14 protein-coding genes are annotated in these 18,291 nt (G+C 68.8%); 6 read left to right on the plus strand and 8 right to left on the minus strand.

The window, feature by feature from the left end:
• The first annotated feature begins 43 nt into the window (after nucleotides 1-43).
• From H610_RS0108820 to H610_RS0108845, 6 genes are read left to right on the plus strand one after another with little or no spacing between them, the layout of a single operon-like run.
• Entirely contained in the window at nucleotides 44-1,003 is a 960-nt protein-coding gene (locus H610_RS0108820; RefSeq protein WP_028239313.1) for an AAA family ATPase, read from the plus strand.
• The gene (locus H610_RS23630) at nucleotides 1,003-1,992 is read left to right on the plus strand and encodes a DUF58 domain-containing protein (protein ID WP_084166418.1); all 990 of its coding nucleotides are present in this window, start codon (nucleotides 1,003-1,005) and stop codon (nucleotides 1,990-1,992) included. Before H610_RS0108820 ends, H610_RS23630 begins: the two co-directional genes overlap by 1 nt.
• Nucleotides 1,989-2,483, plus strand: coding sequence for a DUF4381 domain-containing protein (locus tag H610_RS0108830; protein ID WP_028239314.1), 495 nt, complete (start codon nucleotides 1,989-1,991; stop codon nucleotides 2,481-2,483). Before H610_RS23630 ends, H610_RS0108830 begins: the two co-directional genes overlap by 4 nt.
• Nucleotides 2,476-3,492 carry a VWA domain-containing protein gene (locus H610_RS0108835; RefSeq protein ID WP_028239315.1) on the plus strand — a complete coding sequence of 339 codons (1,017 nt, stop codon included), beginning with the start codon at nucleotides 2,476-2,478 and terminating at the stop codon, nucleotides 3,490-3,492. Before H610_RS0108830 ends, H610_RS0108835 begins: the two co-directional genes overlap by 8 nt.
• Nucleotides 3,489-5,237, plus strand: coding sequence for a VWA domain-containing protein (locus H610_RS0108840; RefSeq protein ID WP_028239316.1), 1,749 nt, complete (start codon nucleotides 3,489-3,491; stop codon nucleotides 5,235-5,237). Before H610_RS0108835 ends, H610_RS0108840 begins: the two co-directional genes overlap by 4 nt.
• Entirely contained in the window at nucleotides 5,234-6,859 is a 1,626-nt protein-coding gene (locus H610_RS0108845) for a BatD family protein (protein WP_028239317.1), read from the plus strand. Before H610_RS0108840 ends, H610_RS0108845 begins: the two co-directional genes overlap by 4 nt.
• A 527-nt stretch (nucleotides 6,860-7,386) precedes the next feature.
• On the opposite strand, the gene H610_RS23635 is transcribed toward H610_RS0108845, so the two are convergent.
• The 8 genes from H610_RS23635 to H610_RS0108885 all read right to left on the minus strand — a co-directional run bounded on the left by H610_RS23635 (nucleotide 7,387) and on the right by H610_RS0108885 (nucleotide 18,286).
• The gene (locus H610_RS23635) at nucleotides 7,387-9,786 is read right to left on the minus strand and encodes an efflux RND transporter permease subunit (protein ID WP_051231626.1); all 2,400 of its coding nucleotides are present in this window, start codon (nucleotides 9,784-9,786) and stop codon (nucleotides 7,387-7,389) included.
• Nucleotides 9,787-9,801: 15 nt separating this feature from the next.
• Nucleotides 9,802-10,890 (minus strand): WD40/YVTN/BNR-like repeat-containing protein, encoded by a 1,089-nt coding sequence (locus H610_RS0108855; protein ID WP_028239318.1) that lies wholly within the window; start codon nucleotides 10,888-10,890, stop codon nucleotides 9,802-9,804.
• Nucleotides 10,891-11,379: 489 nt separating this feature from the next.
• Complete coding sequence (gene pepN, locus H610_RS0108860; protein ID WP_028239319.1) at nucleotides 11,380-14,040, minus strand: aminopeptidase N; 2,661 nt, start codon at nucleotides 14,038-14,040, stop codon at nucleotides 11,380-11,382.
• A gap of 60 nt (nucleotides 14,041-14,100) precedes the next feature.
• Nucleotides 14,101-14,946 carry a DUF2797 domain-containing protein gene (locus tag H610_RS0108865; protein ID WP_028239320.1) on the minus strand — a complete coding sequence of 282 codons (846 nt, stop codon included), beginning with the start codon at nucleotides 14,944-14,946 and terminating at the stop codon, nucleotides 14,101-14,103.
• Nucleotides 14,946-15,212 (minus strand): YeaC family protein, encoded by a 267-nt coding sequence (locus tag H610_RS0108870; protein WP_028239321.1) that lies wholly within the window; start codon nucleotides 15,210-15,212, stop codon nucleotides 14,946-14,948. The genes H610_RS0108865 and H610_RS0108870 overlap by 1 nt, the downstream gene beginning before the upstream one ends.
• Nucleotides 15,213-15,565: 353 nt before the next feature.
• Entirely contained in the window at nucleotides 15,566-16,453 is an 888-nt protein-coding gene (locus H610_RS0108875) for a rhomboid family intramembrane serine protease (protein WP_028239322.1), read from the minus strand.
• Nucleotides 16,431-17,399 (minus strand): metallophosphoesterase, encoded by a 969-nt coding sequence (locus H610_RS0108880; RefSeq protein ID WP_028239323.1) that lies wholly within the window; start codon nucleotides 17,397-17,399, stop codon nucleotides 16,431-16,433. The genes H610_RS0108875 and H610_RS0108880 overlap by 23 nt, the downstream gene beginning before the upstream one ends.
• Nucleotides 17,399-18,286: an NAD(+) kinase gene (locus H610_RS0108885; RefSeq protein ID WP_028239324.1), complete on the minus strand. Its 888-nt coding sequence runs from the start codon at nucleotides 18,284-18,286 to the stop codon at nucleotides 17,399-17,401. Before H610_RS0108885 ends, H610_RS0108880 begins: the two co-directional genes overlap by 1 nt.
• Nucleotides 18,287-18,291: the final 5 nt, after the last annotated feature.

Genomic DNA, 18,291 nt, shown 5'->3' on the forward strand with positions numbered 1-18,291 from the left:
CGGCGAACCGACCCCTGGCAGTCCTCAAGTATCGGGAGCCGTGATGGACCACCGTGAAGCGCTCATCTCGCTGCGCCAGTTCCTTTCCAACCAGATCCTCGGCCAGGAGCGCCTGATCGAGCGCCTGCTCATCGCCCTGCTCGCCGACGGCCACATGCTCGTCGAAGGCGCCCCCGGCCTGGCCAAGACGCGCGCGATCAAGGAGCTGGCCGACGGCCTGGAGGCCGAATTCCACCGCATCCAGTTCACCCCCGACCTGCTGCCGGCCGACATCACCGGCACCGAGATCTACCGCCCGGAAACCGGCAGCTTCGTCTTCCAGCAGGGGCCGATCTTCCACAACCTGGTGCTGGCCGACGAGATCAACCGCGCCCCGGCCAAGGTGCAGTCGGCGCTTCTCGAGGCCATGGCCGAGCGCCAGGTCAGCGTCGGCCGCAGCACCTACGACCTGTCGCCGCTGTTCCTGGTCATGGCGACGCAGAACCCCATTGAGCAGGAAGGCACCTATCCGCTGCCCGAGGCCCAGCTCGACCGCTTCCTGCTGCACGTGAAGATCGGCTTTCCAGATGCCTCGGTGGAACGGCGCATCCTGCAGCAGGCCCGCGGCGAAGCGATCAACGGCGAGGCGGCGCCGGAGCACCGGGTCAGCCAGCAGGCGATCTTCGCCGCACGCAAGGAGATCCTTGGCCTGTACATGGCCGATGCGGTGGAGGAATACCTGGTTCAGCTGGTGATGGCGACCCGCACGCCGGCCAAGTTCGACGCCGAGCTCGGCGAGTGGATCGCCTACGGCTCCAGCCCGCGCGGCTCCATCGCCCTGGACCGTTGCGCGCGGGCGCATGCCTGGCTGGCCGGGCGCGACTTCGTCAGCCCGGAAGACATCCAGGCGATGCTGTTCGACGTGCTGCGCCACCGCATCATCCTTTCCTTCGAGGCCGAAGCCGCCGGGGTCGACCAGGACCGCGTCATCCAGCGCATCCTGGACGTGGTGGCGGTGGCCTGATGGAACGCCGGGCGCAGACCCAGGGCGCGGCCGGCGACCCGAGCCCGGCCGTCGTCGAGGCCCTTGCCGACGCAGGCGTGTTTACCCGCCTCGCCCGGCTCATCGAGATCCGCCACCGGACGCGCGAAGTTCCGCTGTTCTCCTCGCCGCAGCGCCGCAGCCCGCTGGTCGGCCTGCATCACTCGCGCCTGCGCGGGCGCGGCGTCGATTTCGACCAGGTCCGCGTCTACCAGCCCGGCGACGACGTGCGCACCATCGACTGGCGCGTCACCGCGCGCACCCTGGAGCCGCACACCAAGCTCTTCCACGAGGAACGCGAGCGGCCGATCTACCTGGTCGTGGAGCAGAGCCGCCGGTTGTTCTTCGGCAGCGGCCGGGTACTGAAATCGGTGCTGGCCGCCGAGGCCGCCGCGCTGGTGGGCTGGGCCGCGCTGGAGCACAACGACCGGGTCGGCGGCCTGGTGTTCGGCAACCAGGGGCAGGACGAGATCCGCCCGCGCCGCAGCAAGCACAGCCTCCTGCTGCTGCTCGACCGGCTGGCGAGCGCCAACCGGCGGCTGCTGGACGAGGCGCCGGTCGATCCCGAGAACCTCGCCCAGGCCCTGCGCCGCACGCGCGAGGTGCTGCGCCCCGGCAGCCTCGCGGTGCTGCTGTGCGACGAGCGCTCGCTGAGCGATACCGCCGAACAGCAGCTGCGCCTGCTCGGCCGCCACGTCGACCTGCTGCTGATGCCGCTGTCCGATCCGCTGGACCACGCCCTGCCCGCCGCCGGCCTGCTGCGCTTCGCCTCCGGGCCCGCGCGGCTGGAACTCGACAGCCACGACGCCACGCTGCGCCAGGCTTACCGGGCCGCCGCCGGCGAACGCGCCGAGCGCTGGCAGCGGCTGGCGAGCAAGCTTTGCGTGCCCCTGCTGCCGCTGAACACCGCGACCGATCCGGTCGAGCAGCTGCGCAGGCACCTCGGGCTGGACAAGGGCGGCCCGCGATGAATCCGCTCGACCAGCTGGCACCCGCGATCGCCCCGCCGGCCGTCTCCTGGTGGCCGCCGGCGCCGGGCTGGTGGGTGCTCGCCGCGCTGGCGCTGCTGCTCCCCTTGCTCGCATGGCTGCTGTACAGGCGCCGCGGCACCCGCGCGACCGCCGCCGCGCCGGCGGAAAGCCTCGACCCACAGCGGATCGCCGCGCTGAACGAACTGGCTGCGCTGCCCAAACCCTATGGCGGCCAGCCGGCCAACCACTGGCTGCAGCAGCTCAACGCCCTGCTCAAGCGGCTCTGCCGCACCCACTACCCGGCCGACAACCCGCACACGCTCAGCGGTCGCGCCTGGCTCGCCTTCCTCGACAACCGCTGCCCGGCCGCCGGCCTGACCCGCTGGATGGTGCTGGTCGAAGGCGCCTATCGGGCCGAATGCCGGCTCGACGACAAGGCCATCGACGGCCTGACCCAGGCGATCGACATCTGGATCCGCAAGCATGCTTGAGCTGGCCTGGCCCTGGGTGTTCCTGCTGGCGCCGCTGCCCTGGCTGCTGCGGCGCCTGCTTCCCGCCTCCGACAGCCGCGAAGCCGCACTGAAGGTGACCTTCCTCGGGGAGCTGGCGACGCTGTCCGACCGCAAGGCCGGCATCGGCCTGCCGGGCTGGCGTCAGCAACTGCCCTACGTGCTCATCTGGCTGGCGCTGCTGGTCGCCGCGGCGCGGCCGCAATGGCTCGGCGAGCCGCTGCCGCAGCCCACCACCGGCCGCGACCTGCTGCTGGCGGTGGACGTTTCCGGCTCCATGGATTACCCGGACATGCTCTGGGAGGACGAGGAAATCAGCCGCCTGGAGCTGGTCAAGCGCCTGCTCGGCGACTTTCTCGAGGCCCGCCATGGCGACCGCGTGGGCCTGATCCTGTTCGGCAGCAAGGCCTACCTGCAGGCGCCGCTGACCTTCGACCGACATACCGTGCGCGTCTGGCTCGACGAGGCGCTGATCGGCATCGCCGGCAGCAACACCGCGATCGGCGATGCCATCGGGCTGGCGCTCAAGCGCCTCGGCGAGCGCCCGGTGCAGAGCCGGGTGCTGATCTTGGTCACCGACGGCGCCAACAACGGCGGCGAGATCGAGCCGCTGGTCGCCGCCGAACTGGCCGCCCGCGAAGGCGTGCGCATCCACACCATCGGCATCGGCGCCGAGCCGGATGCCGACGGCGTTCTAGGCCGGTTCGGCTTCAGCGCCGGCATGGAACTCGACGAAACCACCCTGCGCGGCGTCGCCGAGGCCACCGGCGGCCGCTATTTCCGCGCCCAGTCACGCGAAGCGCTGCAGGCCATCGGCGAGACGCTGGACGAGTTGGAGCCGGCGGCCCAGCGCCCGGAACGGGCGCGCCTGGTCAAGGCGCTCTACCCCTGGCCGCTGGCCGCGGCCCTGCTCGGCAGCCTGCTGCTGGTGGCCCGCAGCCTGTGGCCGAGACGGTGGCGCCTGTCCGGTCCGGGCGGAGCGCGGCGATGAGCGCGCTGCTGCCGCACCTGTTGCGCCCCTGGTGGCTGCTGCTGTTGCCGCTGCTCGGCTGGCTGCTGTGGCGCCTCTGGCACCGGCAGCGGCGCGTCGGCCGCTGGCAGTTGCTGCTGCCGCCCGCGTTCCAGGCCGTGCTGCTGACCCGCGGCCGGCTGCGCAACAGCCGGCTGCCCTGGGTGCTGCTCGGCGTCGCCTGGCTGCTGGCCTGCCTGGCGCTGGTCGGCCCCAGCTGGGAGCGCATCGAACAGAGCACCTTCAAGCGCGCCGACCCGTTGGTGGTGCTGCTGGAGGTGACCCCGGCGATGCTCGCCGGCGACGCCAGTCCCACGCGCCTGGAGCAGGCCAAGCGCAAGCTGCTGGACCTGCTGGCCGCCCGCGAGGACGCGCAGACCGCCGTGGTGGTGTTCGCCGGCAGCGCACACACGCTGGTGCCGTTGTCCGACGACATCGGCACCACGCGCAACCTGCTGGACGCGGTGAGCCCGGCGATTATGCCGGAAGCCGGACGACGCACCGAGCTGGCGGTCGCCCAGGGCCTGGCCCTGCTCGAACAGGGCGGCCAGGGCCAGGGGCGCCTGCTGCTCATCGGCACCGGGCTCGACGAACACGCCCAGGCGCAGATTCGCCTGCAACTCGCCGACCGCGGCGAGCGCCTGGCGATCCTCGGGGTCGGCACCGCCGAAGGCGCGCCGGTGCTGGCCGAAGACGGCAGCCTGATGAAGGACGAGCGCGGCGCGATCTTCATTCCTCGCCTGGACAGCCAGGGCCTGCGCGCCTTCGCCGCCGAACTCGGCGGGCGCTACCAGGCCGCGCGGCTGGACGACGCCGACCTGGCCAACCTCGGACTGCTGGAGAACACCGGCGGCGCGCGCCGGACCAACGAGCGCACGCGCCTGGACACCTGGTTCGACCAGGGCCACTGGCTGCTGCTGCCGTTGCTGCTGCTCGCCGCCAGCGCCGGCCGCAAGGGCTGGCTGTTCTGCCTGCTGCCGCTGCTGATGCTGCCGCCGCGCCCCGCCTACGCATTGGAGTGGGACGACCTCTGGCTGCGTCCCGACCAGCAGGGCCAGCGGCTGCTTCGCCAACAGCGTCCGGAAGAAGCGGCGCAACGCTTCGCCGATCCGCTCTGGCGCGGCCTGGCCCGCTACCTGGCCGGCGACTACCAGGGCGCCGCGGAAGACTTCGCCAGGGGCCAGGGCGCGATCGATCATTACAACCGTGGCAACGCCCTGGCGCGCAGCGGCGCGCTCGACGAGGCATTGGAGGCCTACGACCTGGCGCTCGATCTCGATCCCGGGCTCGACCAGGCCCGCCACAACCGCGCGCTGGTCGAGCAACTGCGCCAGCAGCAGGCCCGGCAACCGTCGGAGCCGGACCAGCAGACAGGCGAAACGCCGCCAGCCGAGCAAGGCAGCCAGCCCGCACAGCAGCCTGGCCAGCCGGCCGCCGGCGGTGCGCCGGAGGCCCCCGCCCCGGCCGGCGAGACCGAGGCGGCGCGGTCTCCGCAGGGGCCGGCCGCACCCATCGAACCCGACAGCCCGGCGCAGAACGAGGACGACCTGGCGATCGCCCCGCAAGCCGGCGAGGATGACGACCCGGACGCCGACGGCGCACCGCGCAGCGCCGAGGACCGTCAGGCCACCGAGCAGTGGCTGAGACGGATCCCGGACGATCCGGGCGAGCTGCTCCGGCGCAAATTTCTCTACGAGCAACGCAAGCGGCAGGAAACCAGACCATGACACGCCTGATCGCCCTCCTCCTCCTGTTCCTGACCGCCCAGGCGGGCGCGGCCGGGCTCCAGGCGCGCGTCGACCGCACCCAGGTGGGTTTCGGCGAAACCTTCGAGCTGATCCTCGAGTCCGAGGACGGCACCCAGTTCGCCAACCCCGACCTCACGCCGCTGGCCGATTCTTTCGTGGTCTCGGCCACCCGCCGTGAAAACCGCCTGGTCGGCAGCCAGGGCCAGACCCGCCCGGTCACCCGCTGGCTGATCACCCTGCAGCCGCGCCACGCCGGGCAGCTGCAGGTCCCGGCGCTGAGCATGGGGCAATGGCGGAGCGAGCCGATCCTGCTGCAGGTGCAGGCCGGCGCGACCGATTCGGCCGAGGCGCTGGCGCCGGTGTTCATCGACGCCAGCCTGGATCAGGACCAGGTCTACGTGCAGGCGCAGGTGGTGCTCACGCTGCGCATCTACCATTCGGTCTCGCTGTACGAGGACAGCACGCTGTCGCCGCTGCAGATGACCGACGCCCTGGTCGAGCGGCTGGGCGACGTGAGGACCTACGAGAAACTCATCAACGGCGTGCGCCATGGCGTCATCGAGGTGCGTTACGCGATCTTCCCGCAGAAGAGCGGCGAACTGGCCATTCCCAGCCAACTGTTCAGGGCGGTGGCGGTAGCCCAGGACGATCCCTACTCGCTGCTCGGGCCACGCACCGGGCGCGCCACCGAGGTCAAGTCGCCGAGCATTCCGCTGCAGGTCCGGCCGATCCCGCCGGAGTACCCGCGCGACATCCCCTGGCTGCCCGCGCGCCGGGTGACGCTCGCCGAGGCCTGGAACCCGGAACCGGCGCAGGCCAAGGTCGGCGACTCGCTCACCCGCAGCCTGCTGCTGCAGGCCGAGGGCCTGTCCAGCGCGCAGCTGCCGCCACTCGGCGAAGGTTCGGTCGCCGGCGCGCGCCGCTATCCGGACCAGCCCAACCTGGCCAACCAGGTGACCGCCCAGGGCGTCATGGGCAGCCGCGAGGAGCGCATCGCGCTGGTTCCCACCCACCCTGGCCGGGTCGCATTGCCGGCGCTGACCATCACCTGGTGGAACACCGAACAGGATCGTCTGGAACGCACCGAACTGCCGGCGCGCGAGCTGGACATCCAGGCCAACCCGGATCTCGTCCAGCCGCCGCTGGAACCCGCCCCGATGCGCGAGGCGGCAAGCGCAGCGCCATTGGTCTGGCCCTGGCAGCTCGGCAACCTGGTGCTGGCCTGCACCACCCTGCTCGGCTTCGGGCTCTGGCTGCGCGCCCGCCGCCAGCCCGCCGTACAGCGCGCGGCGGCCAGCGGCCCCAGCCCGCGCACGCTGCTCGACGACATTCGCCGCGCCTGCCTGGCCAACGACAGCCAGGCAACCCGCCAGGCCCTCGACGCCTGGGCGCGGAACCAGCCTGAGACGCTGGCCGACATGGCAGCGCGCTTCGTGCCGCTGTCCGACGCGCTGGACGGATTGAACGGTGCGCTCTACAGCGAAACCGGTCAGCAATGGCAGGGCGATGCGCTCTGGCAGGCGATCCAGTCCCTGCCGCCGGCCAGCCAGCCGGCGGCCGAGCAGCAGCAGGGCCCGCTGCCGCCGCTCTATCCGCGCTAGCTTTTCAGTTCGCGGTCAAGACGCTCCCACGCAGGCCGTGTGAAAACGTCGCGAGCGAAGGTCAGGCAAGGCGAAAACAGGCGAAAAAGCGCAGTTTACAAGTGGTAAATGAGCATTTTGAGCCTGTTTTCAACGCAGCATGACCGAGCGCAGTAGTTTTCACACAGCCTGCACGGGAGTCAGTCAATCCCGCCAGGCCTTTCTCTTCTCCCCTTGGGAGAAGGTGGTCCGCAGGGTCGGATGAGGGAGGCGGAAACAGCGCCCTCGCTCCAGGGCGAGGGGTGGTTACGGTGGACTGCGGCTTCGTGTCGGCACGCGCGCCTGCGCCATGGTCGCAGGCAGAGCCGGCTCCTACAGGTGTGCATTAGCAGCCACAGGCAACGCCAGGCCTTTCCCTTCTCCCTCCGGGAGAAGGTGGCCCGCAGGGCCGGATGAGGGCGCGTGCACGGCTCCTTCATCCCGGCCCTCTCCCGAAGGGAGAGGGGGTTGTTTAGGTAGGCCGCAACTCTTGCGCTGGCCCAAACCCGCTACGACGTGACCTCGGCCGGCTCGGCCCGCACCTGCGCCTCGACCTGGGCCTTCTGCCGCAGCTTCTCGGGGCGGATGAGGAAGCGTGCCAGGGCCGGCAGCAGCCAGATCGCACCGACCATGTTCCACAGGAACATGAAGGTCAGCATCAGGCCCATGTCGGCCTGGAACTTGATGGCCGAGAACACCCAGGTCACCACGCCGATGCTCAGGCACACGCCGGTGAAGAGGACCGCCTTGCCGGTGGACTTGAGCGTCTCGTAGTAGGCCTCCTGCAGCGACAGCCCCTGGCGCAGGAAGGTTTCCAGGCGGCTGTAGATGTAGATGCCGTAGTCGACGCCGATGCCCACGCCGAGCGCGATCACCGGCAGGGTCGCGACCTTCACCCCGATGCCCATGAAGGCCATCAGCGCGTTGCCGAGGATCGAGGTCAGCACCAGCGGCAGGATCACGCAGAGGGTGGCGGCCAGCGAGCGGAAGGTCAGCAGGCACATCACGCTCACCGCCAGGTACACGGCGATCAGCATGGTGGTCTCGGACGCCGCGATCACCTCGTTGGTGGCCGCCTCGATGCCGGCGTTGCCGGCGGCGAGCACGAACTCCAGCCCCTCGCGGTTGTTCTCCTCGGCGAACTCGCGCGCCGCCGCGACCACGTGCTCGAGGGTCTCGGCCTTGTGATCGTTGAGGTAGACGATCACCGGGGCCAGCGAGCAGTCGCTGTTGTACATGCCCTCGGCGCGGGCGATGGAGTTGTTGAGGACGAACTGGTTGCGCGACAGCGTCTCCCACTTGAGGCTGCCCTCGTTCATCCCCTTGATGCCCTGGCGGGCGACCGTGACCATCGAGACCGCCGACTGCACGCCCTCGGTGTTTTCCATCTTCCACATCAGCTCGTCCATGGCCGCCAGCGTGTCGTAGGCGGCGCAGCCCTCCGGCGCGGTCTTGACCATCACCACCAGGATGTCGGAGCTGGTGGAGTAGTTGCGGATGATGAAGTCGTTGTCCAGGTTGTAGCGCGAGTCCGGATGCAGTTCGGGCGCGCCCTGGTCGAGGTCGCCGATCTTCAGGTTCTGGCCGTACCACAGGCCGCCGATGACGGCAAGGACGGCGACGAATACCGAGATCGGCGCCACCTTCGGGCTGGCGAAGTTCGACAGCGCGCGCCAGAACGGGTGCTCGCGCGCCGCGTCGTCGCGGCTCTGCTTCACTGCCCGCGGGCTGATGCCGAGGTAGGAGATGGTCACCGGCAGCAGGATCAGGTTGGTGAGGATGATCACCGCCACGCCCAGCGAGGCGCCGATCGCCAGTTCGCGGATGACGCCGATGTCGATCAGCAATAGCGTGACGAAGCCGACCGCATCGGACAGCAGCGCCACCAGGCCGGGGATGAACAGCTGGCGGAACGCCATGCGCGCGGCGGTCAGCGGGTCGCTCGCCTGGCCCGAGGCCATGGCGATGCCGTTGATCTTCTGCACGCCGTGCGAGATGCCGATGGCGAACACCAGGAAGGGCACCAGCATCGAATACGGGTCGAGTCCGAAGCCGAAGGTGTGCAGCAGGCCGAGCTGCCAGATCACCGCGATCAAGGTGGTGACCACCACGGCGATGGTGCTGCGCATGCAGCGGGTGAACCACAGCAGCAGCGCCAGGGTCACGCCGATCGCGACGATGAAGAACATCGCCACGTCCACCAGGCCGTCGATCAGGTCGCCGACCTTCTTGGCGAAGCCGATGATGTGGATCTCGACGTTCGGGTTCTGCGCCTGGTACTTGTCGCGGATCTTCTCCTCGAGTTCATGGGAGAACTTCTGGTAGTCGAGCCTGATCTGCCGGCTGGGGTCCTCCGGATCGGAGTAGGACTCCATCAGCGGCACGTCGACGATGCTGGACTGGAAATTGTTGGCCACCAGCCGGCCGATCTGCCCGGACTTGAGGATGTTGTCGCGCAGCTGGTTCAGGCTGGCGGGCGAGCCGTCGTAGGTCTGCGGGATGACCTCGCCGCCGGCGAAGCCTTCCTCGGTCACCTCGGTCCAGCGGACGCTCGGGCTCCACAGGGACTTGAGGTTCGAGCGATCGACGCCCTGGATGTAGAACACCTCGTCATGGATCTGCCGCAGCGTCTCCATGTACTCCTTGGAGAAGATGGTGCCGTCCTTCGCCGCGACCGAGATGCGCACCACGTTGCCCATGTTGGCCAGGTCGTTGCGGTGTTCGAGCATGCGCTGGATGTACGGATGCCCCAGCGGGATCATCTTCTCGAAGCTGGTTTCCGGCCGGACCTGGGCGGCCTGGTAGAACAGGAAGACGCTGATCAGCAGGCAGATCAGGATGACCGCCGGCCGGTTGTCGAAGATCAGGCGTTCGAGGAAGGACGCCGGTTTTTGTTGTTGGTTGCTCATGCGAGTACTCCCGGCTCAAGGACGTTGGGCAAGATCGGCGCCCGTCGGCGCGGCGATGCGAACGCCGCCCTGCCCCACCAGGATCAGGTTGCCTCTGGAATCGGAGGTGACGCCGGCCAGCGAACGTCGGTCCGGGCGGCTCACCAGGGCGAACGTCTGCCCGTGGTCCTCGCTGGTCAGCACCGCGCCGCTGTGCCCGACCACCGCGACGCGCCCGTCGGCCAGCAGGCTGCCGTCGGCGAGCCCGGCCTCGAAGACGTTGCCGCCGTCGACGATCCGCACGTTCTCCCAGCTGTCGCCGAGGTCGGCGGAACGGAACATGTGCCCGCGCAGGCCGAACACCACCACCGCGCCCGGCTGGCCGCCGTCGACCACGCCGAACAGCGAGCCCTCGTAGGGGGATTCGAGGCGTTTCCAGGTCTGTCCCTGGTCGTCCGAACGGAAGATGCCGCCCATCTCGCCAACGATGAACAGCGCGCCGCCGGCCGTGCCGATGGCATTGAGGTGGTAGCCGTCCTCGTTGTCGACCCGGTCGCTGACGTCGTCCCAGGTCTGGCCGCCGTCGAGGGTCTCCAGCAGCGCACCGTAGGCGCCGACCGCGATACCGTGCTCGGCGTTTTCGAACCAGACGTCCAGAAGCGGCGCCTCGCGCTCGCGTTCCTCGTACTGGCGGGTCCAGGTCTGGCCGCCATCGCTGGTGGCGAGGATCAGCGCGTCGTGGCCGACGGCCCAGCCCTGCCTGGCGTCGATGAACGAGAGCGCGGTGAGCATCTGCCGCGTCGGCACCTTGGCCTGGGTCCAGGTGGCGCCCTCGTCGTCGGAATAGATGATGTGGCCACGGTCGCCGGCGGCGACCAGCCGATCACCGACGCGCGCGATGTCCAGCAGCAGGCGCGAAGCGGCCTTGTCGGTGGGGATGGAATAGCGGGTCTGCGGATCGGCGCTCTCCTGGGCCTGAACGGTCGAAGCACCCAGCGAGAGGATGGAGAGCACGCTGCACAGCGAGAGCACGCTGGCCAGCGGGAAACGGTGGTGGCGTATCACGGCGGAGCGGATCGCTGCCGCGCGGCCGGAACGGGAGCGCCGAGAGACGGGCTCGCTCATACATACCCCCTTTATTGTTATAGGTAAGGCCTGCACGTTGCAGGCCGGGCAATGCTAGCGAGCCGCTCAAAGCGGTGACAATGCGCCGGACGTTATGTTTTGTTAACGCCGCAGGGCGTGATTGTCGAGGGATCAGCGAGGCTTATGCGGCGCTCAAGGACGCCTTGTCCGGGGGATGGGGAGAGGCTTGCACGGGTCCGTGCAGCCTCCACGGCCGAGCTCGGACAGGCCCGGGTGCGCACCCGACTGGGCCCCAGCCTTCGCCGGGGCGACGGTGAGGTGTGGGGGCGAAGCCAGGTGTGCACCCTGGCCCCTTCTTGCACCCGTCGTACCGGCGCAGGCCGGTACCCAGGTGAGCGGCTCCAGCGGTCGGTGCGGCACCCACAGCCCCGAGCCCGAACGATGCCTGGTACGCGCCCTACTGGGCCCCGGCCTTCACCGGGGCGACGGAAGTGCGGGGCCGGTGCAGAGTGCAGGCTCGGGCGACGTTCAGGCGAGGCTCTTGCTGACCACCTCGTAGACGTCGGTGGACAGCTCGCCCGAGGCCAGGATGCGCTCCAGCTGCGCCTTCATCAGCCCTTGGCGCGTCGCGTCGTACTTGCGCCAGCGGGTCAGCGGCGCCAGCAGGCGCGAGGCGATCTGCGGGTTGAGGGCGTTGAGCATGATCACCTGGTCGGCGAGGAAGGCGTAGCCGGCGCCGTCGATGCGGTGGAAGTTGACCAGGTTCTGGTTGGCGAAGGCACCGATCAGCGCGCGCACCTTGTTCGGGTTCTTCAGGGTGAACGCCGGGTGCTGCATCAGCCGCTGCACGCGCTCGAGGCCACCGGGCAGCGGAGAGGCCGCCTGCACGCTGAACCACTGGTCCATGACCAACGGATCGTCCCGGAACTGCTCGGCGAACAGCTCCAGCGCCAGCGCCTTCTTCTCCTCGAACGGCGAGTTGATCAGCGAGGCCAGCGCGGCGAGGCGCTCGGTCATGTTGTCGGCGGTGTCGAACTGGTCGGCGCACAGGGCGAGCACTTCCGGGCGCTCGCTGAACATCAGGTAGGCCAGCGCGACGTTCTGCAGCGCGCGGCGGGCGAAATGCTCGGCCGAGGCCACGTAGGGCGTCTGCCGGGAGACTTCGCGGTTGGCCATGTAGCGCTGGAACAGCGGGTCGTACAGCCGCCCGGCCAGCTCGCGGCGGGCGAATTCGCGGGCCGCGTGGATGGCGTCGACATCGGCGACCTCGCTGATTTCGGTCAGGTAGGCCTCGCCCGGCAGCGACAGCATCTCGGCGACCATCGCCTGGTCCAGGCTGCCGTCCTCGAGCACCGTGCGCAGGGCGTCGACCAGGCGCGTGTCCATCGACAGCGCTTCGCCGCGCTGGTGCTGGCCGATCATCTCCTGCAGCACCTGCACCGCCAACTGCTGGCCGGCTTCCCAGCGATTGAAGCCGTCGCTGTCGTGCTGCATGAGGAACATCAGCTGGTCGCGACCGTAGGGGAAGTCCAGCTTCACCGGCGCGGAGAAGCCGCGCAGCAGCGACGGCAGCGGCTTTTCGGCGACGTCCAGGAAGGTGAAGGTCTGCTCGGCCTCGGTCACCGACAGCACGCGCTGGGTGCCGACGGCCGCGTCCTCGCCTTCCAGCCGCAGCGGCAGGTCGCTGCCGTCGGCGTCGAGCAGGCCGAGGGCGACCGGAATCACGAAAGGCTGCTTGTCCGGCTGGCCCGGCGTCGGCGGACAGCTCTGGCTGAAGGTCAGGCTGTAGCGCCCGGCGGCCTGGTCGTAGTGCTCGCGCACCGCCAGGCGTGGCGTTCCGGCCTGGCTGTACCAGCGCTTGAACTGCGTCAGGTCGACGCCGTTGGCGTCCTCCATGGCCTTGACGAAGTCATCGCAGGTCACCGCCTGGCCGTCATGCCGCTCGAAATACAGGTCGGTGCCCTTGCGGAAGCCCTCCGGGCCGAGCAGCGTGCGGATCATGCCCACCACTTCGGCGCCCTTCTCGTAGACCGTCAGGGTGTAGAAGTTGGAGATCTCGATGAAGGATTCCGGGCGCACCGAGTGGGCCATGGGGCCGGCGTCCTCGGCGAACTGGTGGGTGCGCAGGTAGGCCACGTCCTCGATGCGCTTGACCGTCGCCGAGTTCATGTCGGCGGAGAACTGCGCGTCGCGCAGCACGGTGAAGCCTTCCTTGAGCGACAGCTGGAACCAGTCGCGGCAGGTCACGCGGTTGCCCGACCAGTTGTGGAAGTACTCGTGCGCGACGATCGCCTCGACCCGCTGGTGCGCGGCGTCGGTGGCGGTCTCGGCCTTGGCCAGCACTGCGCTGGAGTTGAAGATGTTGAGCCCCTTGTTTTCCATGGCGCCCATGTTGAAGTCGTTCACCGCGACGATCATGAAGATGTCCAGGTCGTACTCGCGGCCGTAGACCTCCTCGTCCCAGCGCATGGAGCGCTTGAGGCTGTCCATGGCGTGCTGGCACTTGTCGATGTTTTCCGGCTCGACGTAGATACGCAGCGCCACCTCGCGGCCGCTCATGGTGGTGAAGCTGTCCTCCACGCACCAGAGGTCGCCCGCGACCAGCGCGAACAGGTAGGCCGGCTTCTTGAACGGGTCTTCCCAGGTCGCCCAGTGGCGGCCGTCGCCCTCCTCGCCGCTGGCGATCGGGTTGCCGTTGGACAGCAGGATCGGATAGGCCTGCTTGTCGGCGCTGACCGTGGTGGTGAACTTGCTCATCACGTCCGGGCGGTCGAGGTAGTAGGTGATCTTGCGGAACCCCTCGGCCTCGCACTGGGTGCAGAACATCTTGCCGGACTTGTACAGGCCCTCCAGCGCGGTGTTGCTTTCCGGGTGGATGCACACCGTGCTGTCGAGGGTGAAGGCGGCGCTGTCGGGCTGCAGCCTGAGGGCGTCGTCGCTCAGCTGGTACTGGTCCGGCGACAGCTCGCGGTCGTCGAGCTTCAGGTGCAGCAGCTCCAGCTCCTGGCCGTGCAGCTCCAGCGGCGGCAGCGCCTCGCCGGGGCGCTCGGGGTTGCGCCGCATGACCAGCTGCGCGTGCACCAGGGTGCGGTCTTCGTACAGCTCGAAGGTCAGGTGGGTTTCATCGATCAGGTACTCCGGCGCCTGGTAGTCCTTGAGATGGATGACTTTCGGCTGTTCTGTACGCATCGGTAGACCTCTTCGAGGCAGCTCAAGCGACAGCTTCAAGCTGCAGGTTCGGGATTGGCGTCAGCTAGCAGCTTGGAGCTTGCAGCTAACGGCCGTTTGGTAGGCAGTGAACTTGCGGATATTGATCACACCCGTGTCCAGGATCAGGTACTGACCCTTGATACCCATCAGGGTGCCCTCCACCACCGGTGTCTTTTCCAGATCGAGGCTGACGATCTTCTGAGGATAGACCGTCACCGGGTAGCGAATCTCGACCACCTCGGCGCCGTCCAGCGGCTGGATCGCCTGCAGGCCGAAACGCTGCTGCAGGGCCCGCAGGCCGTCGGCACAGGCGTCGAGCACGCCCTCGCGGACCGCCCGCAGGTCGACCGGCGCGGCGTCGCCCTTGAGCAGCGCGCGCCAGTTGGTGCGGTCGGCCACCTGGCTGCGCAGCAGGTCCTCGACCAGGCCGGACTGCTGGCGCGTGGCCACCCGCAGGATCGGCAGCGCCTGGCTGGCGCCCTGATCGAGCCAGCGCGTCGGCAGCTGGGTGGCGCGGGTGATGCCGACCTTGACCCCCGAGGAATTGGCCAGGTAGACGACGTGGTCGGTCATGCAGAACGACTCGCCCCACTCCGGATCGCGGCAGGTGCCCAGTTCGTGGTGGCACTTCTCCGGGCTGACGATGCAGCTGTCGCACTGCGGCAGCCTGGTGAAGCAGGGATAGCAGTAGCCCTGGCTGAAGCTCTTGCGGGTCTTGCGCCCGCAGTGCGTGCAGCGGATCTCGCCGAGGTATTCGAGGCGCAGGGTTTTGCCGATCAGCGGGTTGACCGGCACCTGCTGCCCATCGAGACGAAAGGCGTACTGCACCGGTGCGTCGATGCGCGCCGTCATCTTGTCCAGCGCGCCGCGGCCGAGCTCCAGCATCAGTGAACGCTCTGCGAGGCGGAGCTGAACAGGACGTTGGGAATCGAGGTGGACTTGGACTGGCACTCCTGCGGGCCCATGTAGCCGGTTCGCTCTTCTTCCGGCAGGTTCTCGGTCTCCCAGGCGATCATCGCCTGCAGGCAGAGCGCCTTCTGCTCGGCGGTGAGCTTGCGGCCGTCGCCCCACTTGCCGAGTTCCACGGCCTGCTTGAGGTTCTGGTAGATCTCGGGAGTGATGTTGCGGATGGCGTCGAGGAAGGAAGACATGGCGTGCTCCAGGAAAACGAGCGGCCATTCTACCGAAAACTGGAGGCTGGAAGGCTGGAAGGCTGGAAGGCTGGAAGGCTGGAAGGCTGGAAGGCTGGACAGCGTCGGGGCTGGTGCCTGGAGGATCAAGAGCATCGCCCCGAGGGCGGGCCTCCCACAAAAGCGGCGAACGCACACTGGCCTACCTGTGGGAGGCGCGCCCTCGCGGCGACGGTAGGCCACAGGACAGGTGCGCAGGTGAGCGACGCCAATGTCCAACTGAGCCTCAGCGACGCCGCACCGTTCAGGTAGGGTGGGCTTCAGCCCACCGAAGAGCACCCAGCATGGCGCGCTCTCGCCGTGACAGCCCGCCCCTACCGACCACCCGCCCGCCGCGCCAGCAGGCCGCCGATCACACCGGTCAGGCAGCCCAGCACCAGCCCGCCCACGTGCGCCGCGTTGGCGATCGCCAGGGTGCCGAAGCTCACCACGTCGATCACGCCGGTGAGGCAGATCAGCAGCCAGGCGAGCATCAGCACCACCACGCCCGGCGGCAGCCGGTAGGCGTCGGTCGGCGCCAGCTTCTGGAACAGCCAGCAGTGCCCGAGCAGACCGTAGAGCACGCCGGACAGCCCGCCGAAGATGCCGACGCCACCGTACAGGTACTGCGCGAAGTTCGAGCCCAGGCTGAAGAGCAAGGTCAGCGCCAGCAGCATCAGGGTGCCCTGCCGGCCCTCGATGCGCCGCCCGAGCTCCCAGTACCAGAGCGAATTCATCGCCAGGTGCAGCAGCCCGAAATGCACGAACATCGGCGTCACCAGGCGCCACCACTGCCCGCTGTCGAGCATCTGGCCGAGCGTGGCGAAGTAGATGTAGTCGCCTTCGATGCGGAAGTCGGTGAAGCTGAACCAGGCCACCCCCGCCAGGTTCTCGCCCAGCCAGGTCAGCCCGGCCACCAGCAGGGTGAGCAGCAGGATCGCCGCGGTCAGCGGACGACGGCGCAGTTCGGCGAAGAAGCCCTGGCGCTGCTGCGGCGGCGTTTCGGCCAGCGCCAGGGGCTCGCCCTCGAGATAGCGCCGGTACAGCTGCCGCACCTGCTCGGCCAGGCCGTCCGGCACGCGCAGGACCTGCTGCCCCCCTTCCTCGCTCACGCGGCAGGGTACCTGCAGTTGTTGCAGCAGACGCAGGAAACCGGACAGGTCCTCGTTCAGCGGCACACGCAGCGCTTCGACCGCCACCTCAGTGCTCCGGCCGCTCGACATCGACCCAGACGAACTTGGCCGGGTCCAGCCGCGTTTCCTCGTCCAGCCGATAGGCCACCAGCTTGCCGTACTTCACCGCGCTGTAGTCCAGGCAGGCGAGGTTCGGGCGGATCGGCGCCGGCTTGCCGCGGCGCCAGTAATGCCCGACGAACAGCAGCGGCTCCTCCGGCCCGTAGAGGAACAGCCGGTTCTTCTGTTCCACGGTCAGCGGCACGCGGGCGGCGTGCTCGGGCAGCCCGTCGGGCTGGAACACCACGTCGCCGTAGGTCTGCGGGTCCTGCTCCCAGAACTTGGTGCGGAACACCGTGCGGGTGAAACCTTCCTCGGTGGTCAGGGTGATGCCGTTGGGCAGCGGCATGTCGGTGCCGCGCAGCAGCCGGTCCAGCGCGCGGCAGGCGAAGCTGTTGTCGAAGCCGGCCTCCTGCAGGAACGCCGGGTCGAGCCGGCCCTCGTCCAGCCGCTCGTCCAGCAGCGAGATCAGAGCGCTGTCCCAGCAAGCGTGGACGACCCGGAAACGCTCGCCGTCGAGGTACAGCGGCAACTCCATGAACCACTCGCGGAAGGCCTTCCACTCGTCCGGATAGGGCTCGAACTGCTGGAAGGTCTCCTCCAGCAGGCGCCGGTAGCGCGGCGTGTGCTCGCGCACGAAGGTGCGGCCGCTGCCGGGCGGCGCTGGCGTGTACCAGCCGAGCGCATTGAATTCGTGGTTGCCGAGGATGCAGTGGGCCTGGCCGGCGTCGACCATGTCGTGCACCAGGTGCAGCGCCTCGCGGATGCGCGGGCCGCGATCGATGATGTCGCCGAGGAACACCGCGTGCCGCGACGGATGCCGCCAGACGCCGCCCTGTCGCCGATAGCCGAGGGTGTCGAGCAACCGGGCCAGGGTACGGGCGCAGCCGTGGATGTCTCCGATGAGGTCGTAGCGGCGCGCCGGATCCACGCGCATCAGTCGCCTCCGCCGAGCCGGCTGCCCCACCCGAGCTTGGTGCGGCAGATCTCGTAGTAGTTGTGGTCCAGCGGATGGATCAGGTGCAGCTTCTGCGGCTTTTTCCGGACCGTGACGGTATCGCCCGGCGCGCAGGTGAAGTGGTTCTGGCCATCGCAGGAAACCTGGGGATAGATCTGCATATTCGGTGAGACAACGATCTTCAGCTCGCTGTTTCCATCGACCACGATCGGCCGGCTGGAAAGCGTGTGCGGGTACATCGGCACGATGACGATGGCGTCCAGCCGCGGGTGCATGATCGGCCCGCCGGCCGACAGCGAATAGGCAGTCGAGCCGGTCGGCGTCGCCACGATCAGGCCGTCGGCCTTCTGGCTGCAGACGAAGTGGCCGTCGATGTACAACTCGAACTCGATCATCCGCGTCGACTTGCCCGGATGCAGGACCACGTCGTTCAGCGCGTCGCCCTCGCCGATGGACTCGTCCATCCGGCGCGCCTGCGCCTCGAGCAGGAAGCGGTTCTCCAGCAGGTACTGGCCGTCGAGCACGGCGCTGACCTTCTCCTCCAGCTCGTCGGGGCGGATGTCGGTGAGAAACCCAAGGCTGCCGCGGTTGATGCCCAGCACCGGCACCCGGTAGCGGCACATCACCCGCGCCGCGCCGAGCATGCTGCCGTCACCGCCGACGACGATCACCAGGTCGCAGGCCTCGCCCATCTGGTGCCGCGACGCCACCTGCATACCATGCCCGGGCAGCACCTCGGCGATGCTTTCCTCGAGGATCACGTGCAGGTGCCGTTCGACGAGGAAGCGCTTGAGACGGCGAATGGTGTCCACGACCTGGGTGCTGCCGAGACGGCCGATGATGCCGATGTTGCGAAACTGCTCCATAGGGC

This window comes from Stutzerimonas azotifigens DSM 17556 (assembly GCF_000425625.1).
Lineage (GTDB): Bacteria > Pseudomonadota > Gammaproteobacteria > Pseudomonadales > Pseudomonadaceae > Stutzerimonas > Stutzerimonas azotifigens.

What these genes read in the sequence shown, in the direction of transcription:
- H610_RS0108820 (WP_028239313.1), top strand. Translation starts at nt 44, where the DNA reads ATGGACCACCGTGAAGCGCTCATCTCGCTGCGCCAGTTCCTTTCCAAC.
- H610_RS23630 (WP_084166418.1), top strand. Translation starts at nt 1,003, where the DNA reads ATGGAACGCCGGGCGCAGACCCAGGGCGCGGCCGGCGACCCGAGCCCG.
- H610_RS0108830 (WP_028239314.1), top strand. Translation starts at nt 1,989, where the DNA reads ATGAATCCGCTCGACCAGCTGGCACCCGCGATCGCCCCGCCGGCCGTC.
- H610_RS0108835 (WP_028239315.1), top strand. Translation starts at nt 2,476, where the DNA reads ATGCTTGAGCTGGCCTGGCCCTGGGTGTTCCTGCTGGCGCCGCTGCCC.
- H610_RS0108840 (WP_028239316.1), top strand. Translation starts at nt 3,489, where the DNA reads ATGAGCGCGCTGCTGCCGCACCTGTTGCGCCCCTGGTGGCTGCTGCTG.
- H610_RS0108845 (WP_028239317.1), top strand. Translation starts at nt 5,234, where the DNA reads ATGACACGCCTGATCGCCCTCCTCCTCCTGTTCCTGACCGCCCAGGCG.
- H610_RS23635 (WP_051231626.1), bottom strand. Translation starts at nt 9,786, where the DNA reads ATGAGCAACCAACAACAAAAACCGGCGTCCTTCCTCGAACGCCTGATC.
- H610_RS0108855 (WP_028239318.1), bottom strand. Translation starts at nt 10,890, where the DNA reads ATGAGCGAGCCCGTCTCTCGGCGCTCCCGTTCCGGCCGCGCGGCAGCG.
- pepN (WP_028239319.1), bottom strand. Translation starts at nt 14,040, where the DNA reads ATGCGTACAGAACAGCCGAAAGTCATCCATCTCAAGGACTACCAGGCG.
- H610_RS0108865 (WP_028239320.1), bottom strand. Translation starts at nt 14,946, where the DNA reads ATGCTGGAGCTCGGCCGCGGCGCGCTGGACAAGATGACGGCGCGCATC.
- H610_RS0108870 (WP_028239321.1), bottom strand. Translation starts at nt 15,212, where the DNA reads ATGTCTTCCTTCCTCGACGCCATCCGCAACATCACTCCCGAGATCTAC.
- H610_RS0108875 (WP_028239322.1), bottom strand. Translation starts at nt 16,453, where the DNA reads ATGTCGAGCGGCCGGAGCACTGAGGTGGCGGTCGAAGCGCTGCGTGTG.
- H610_RS0108880 (WP_028239323.1), bottom strand. Translation starts at nt 17,399, where the DNA reads ATGCGCGTGGATCCGGCGCGCCGCTACGACCTCATCGGAGACATCCAC.
- H610_RS0108885 (WP_028239324.1), bottom strand. Translation starts at nt 18,286, where the DNA reads ATGGAGCAGTTTCGCAACATCGGCATCATCGGCCGTCTCGGCAGCACC.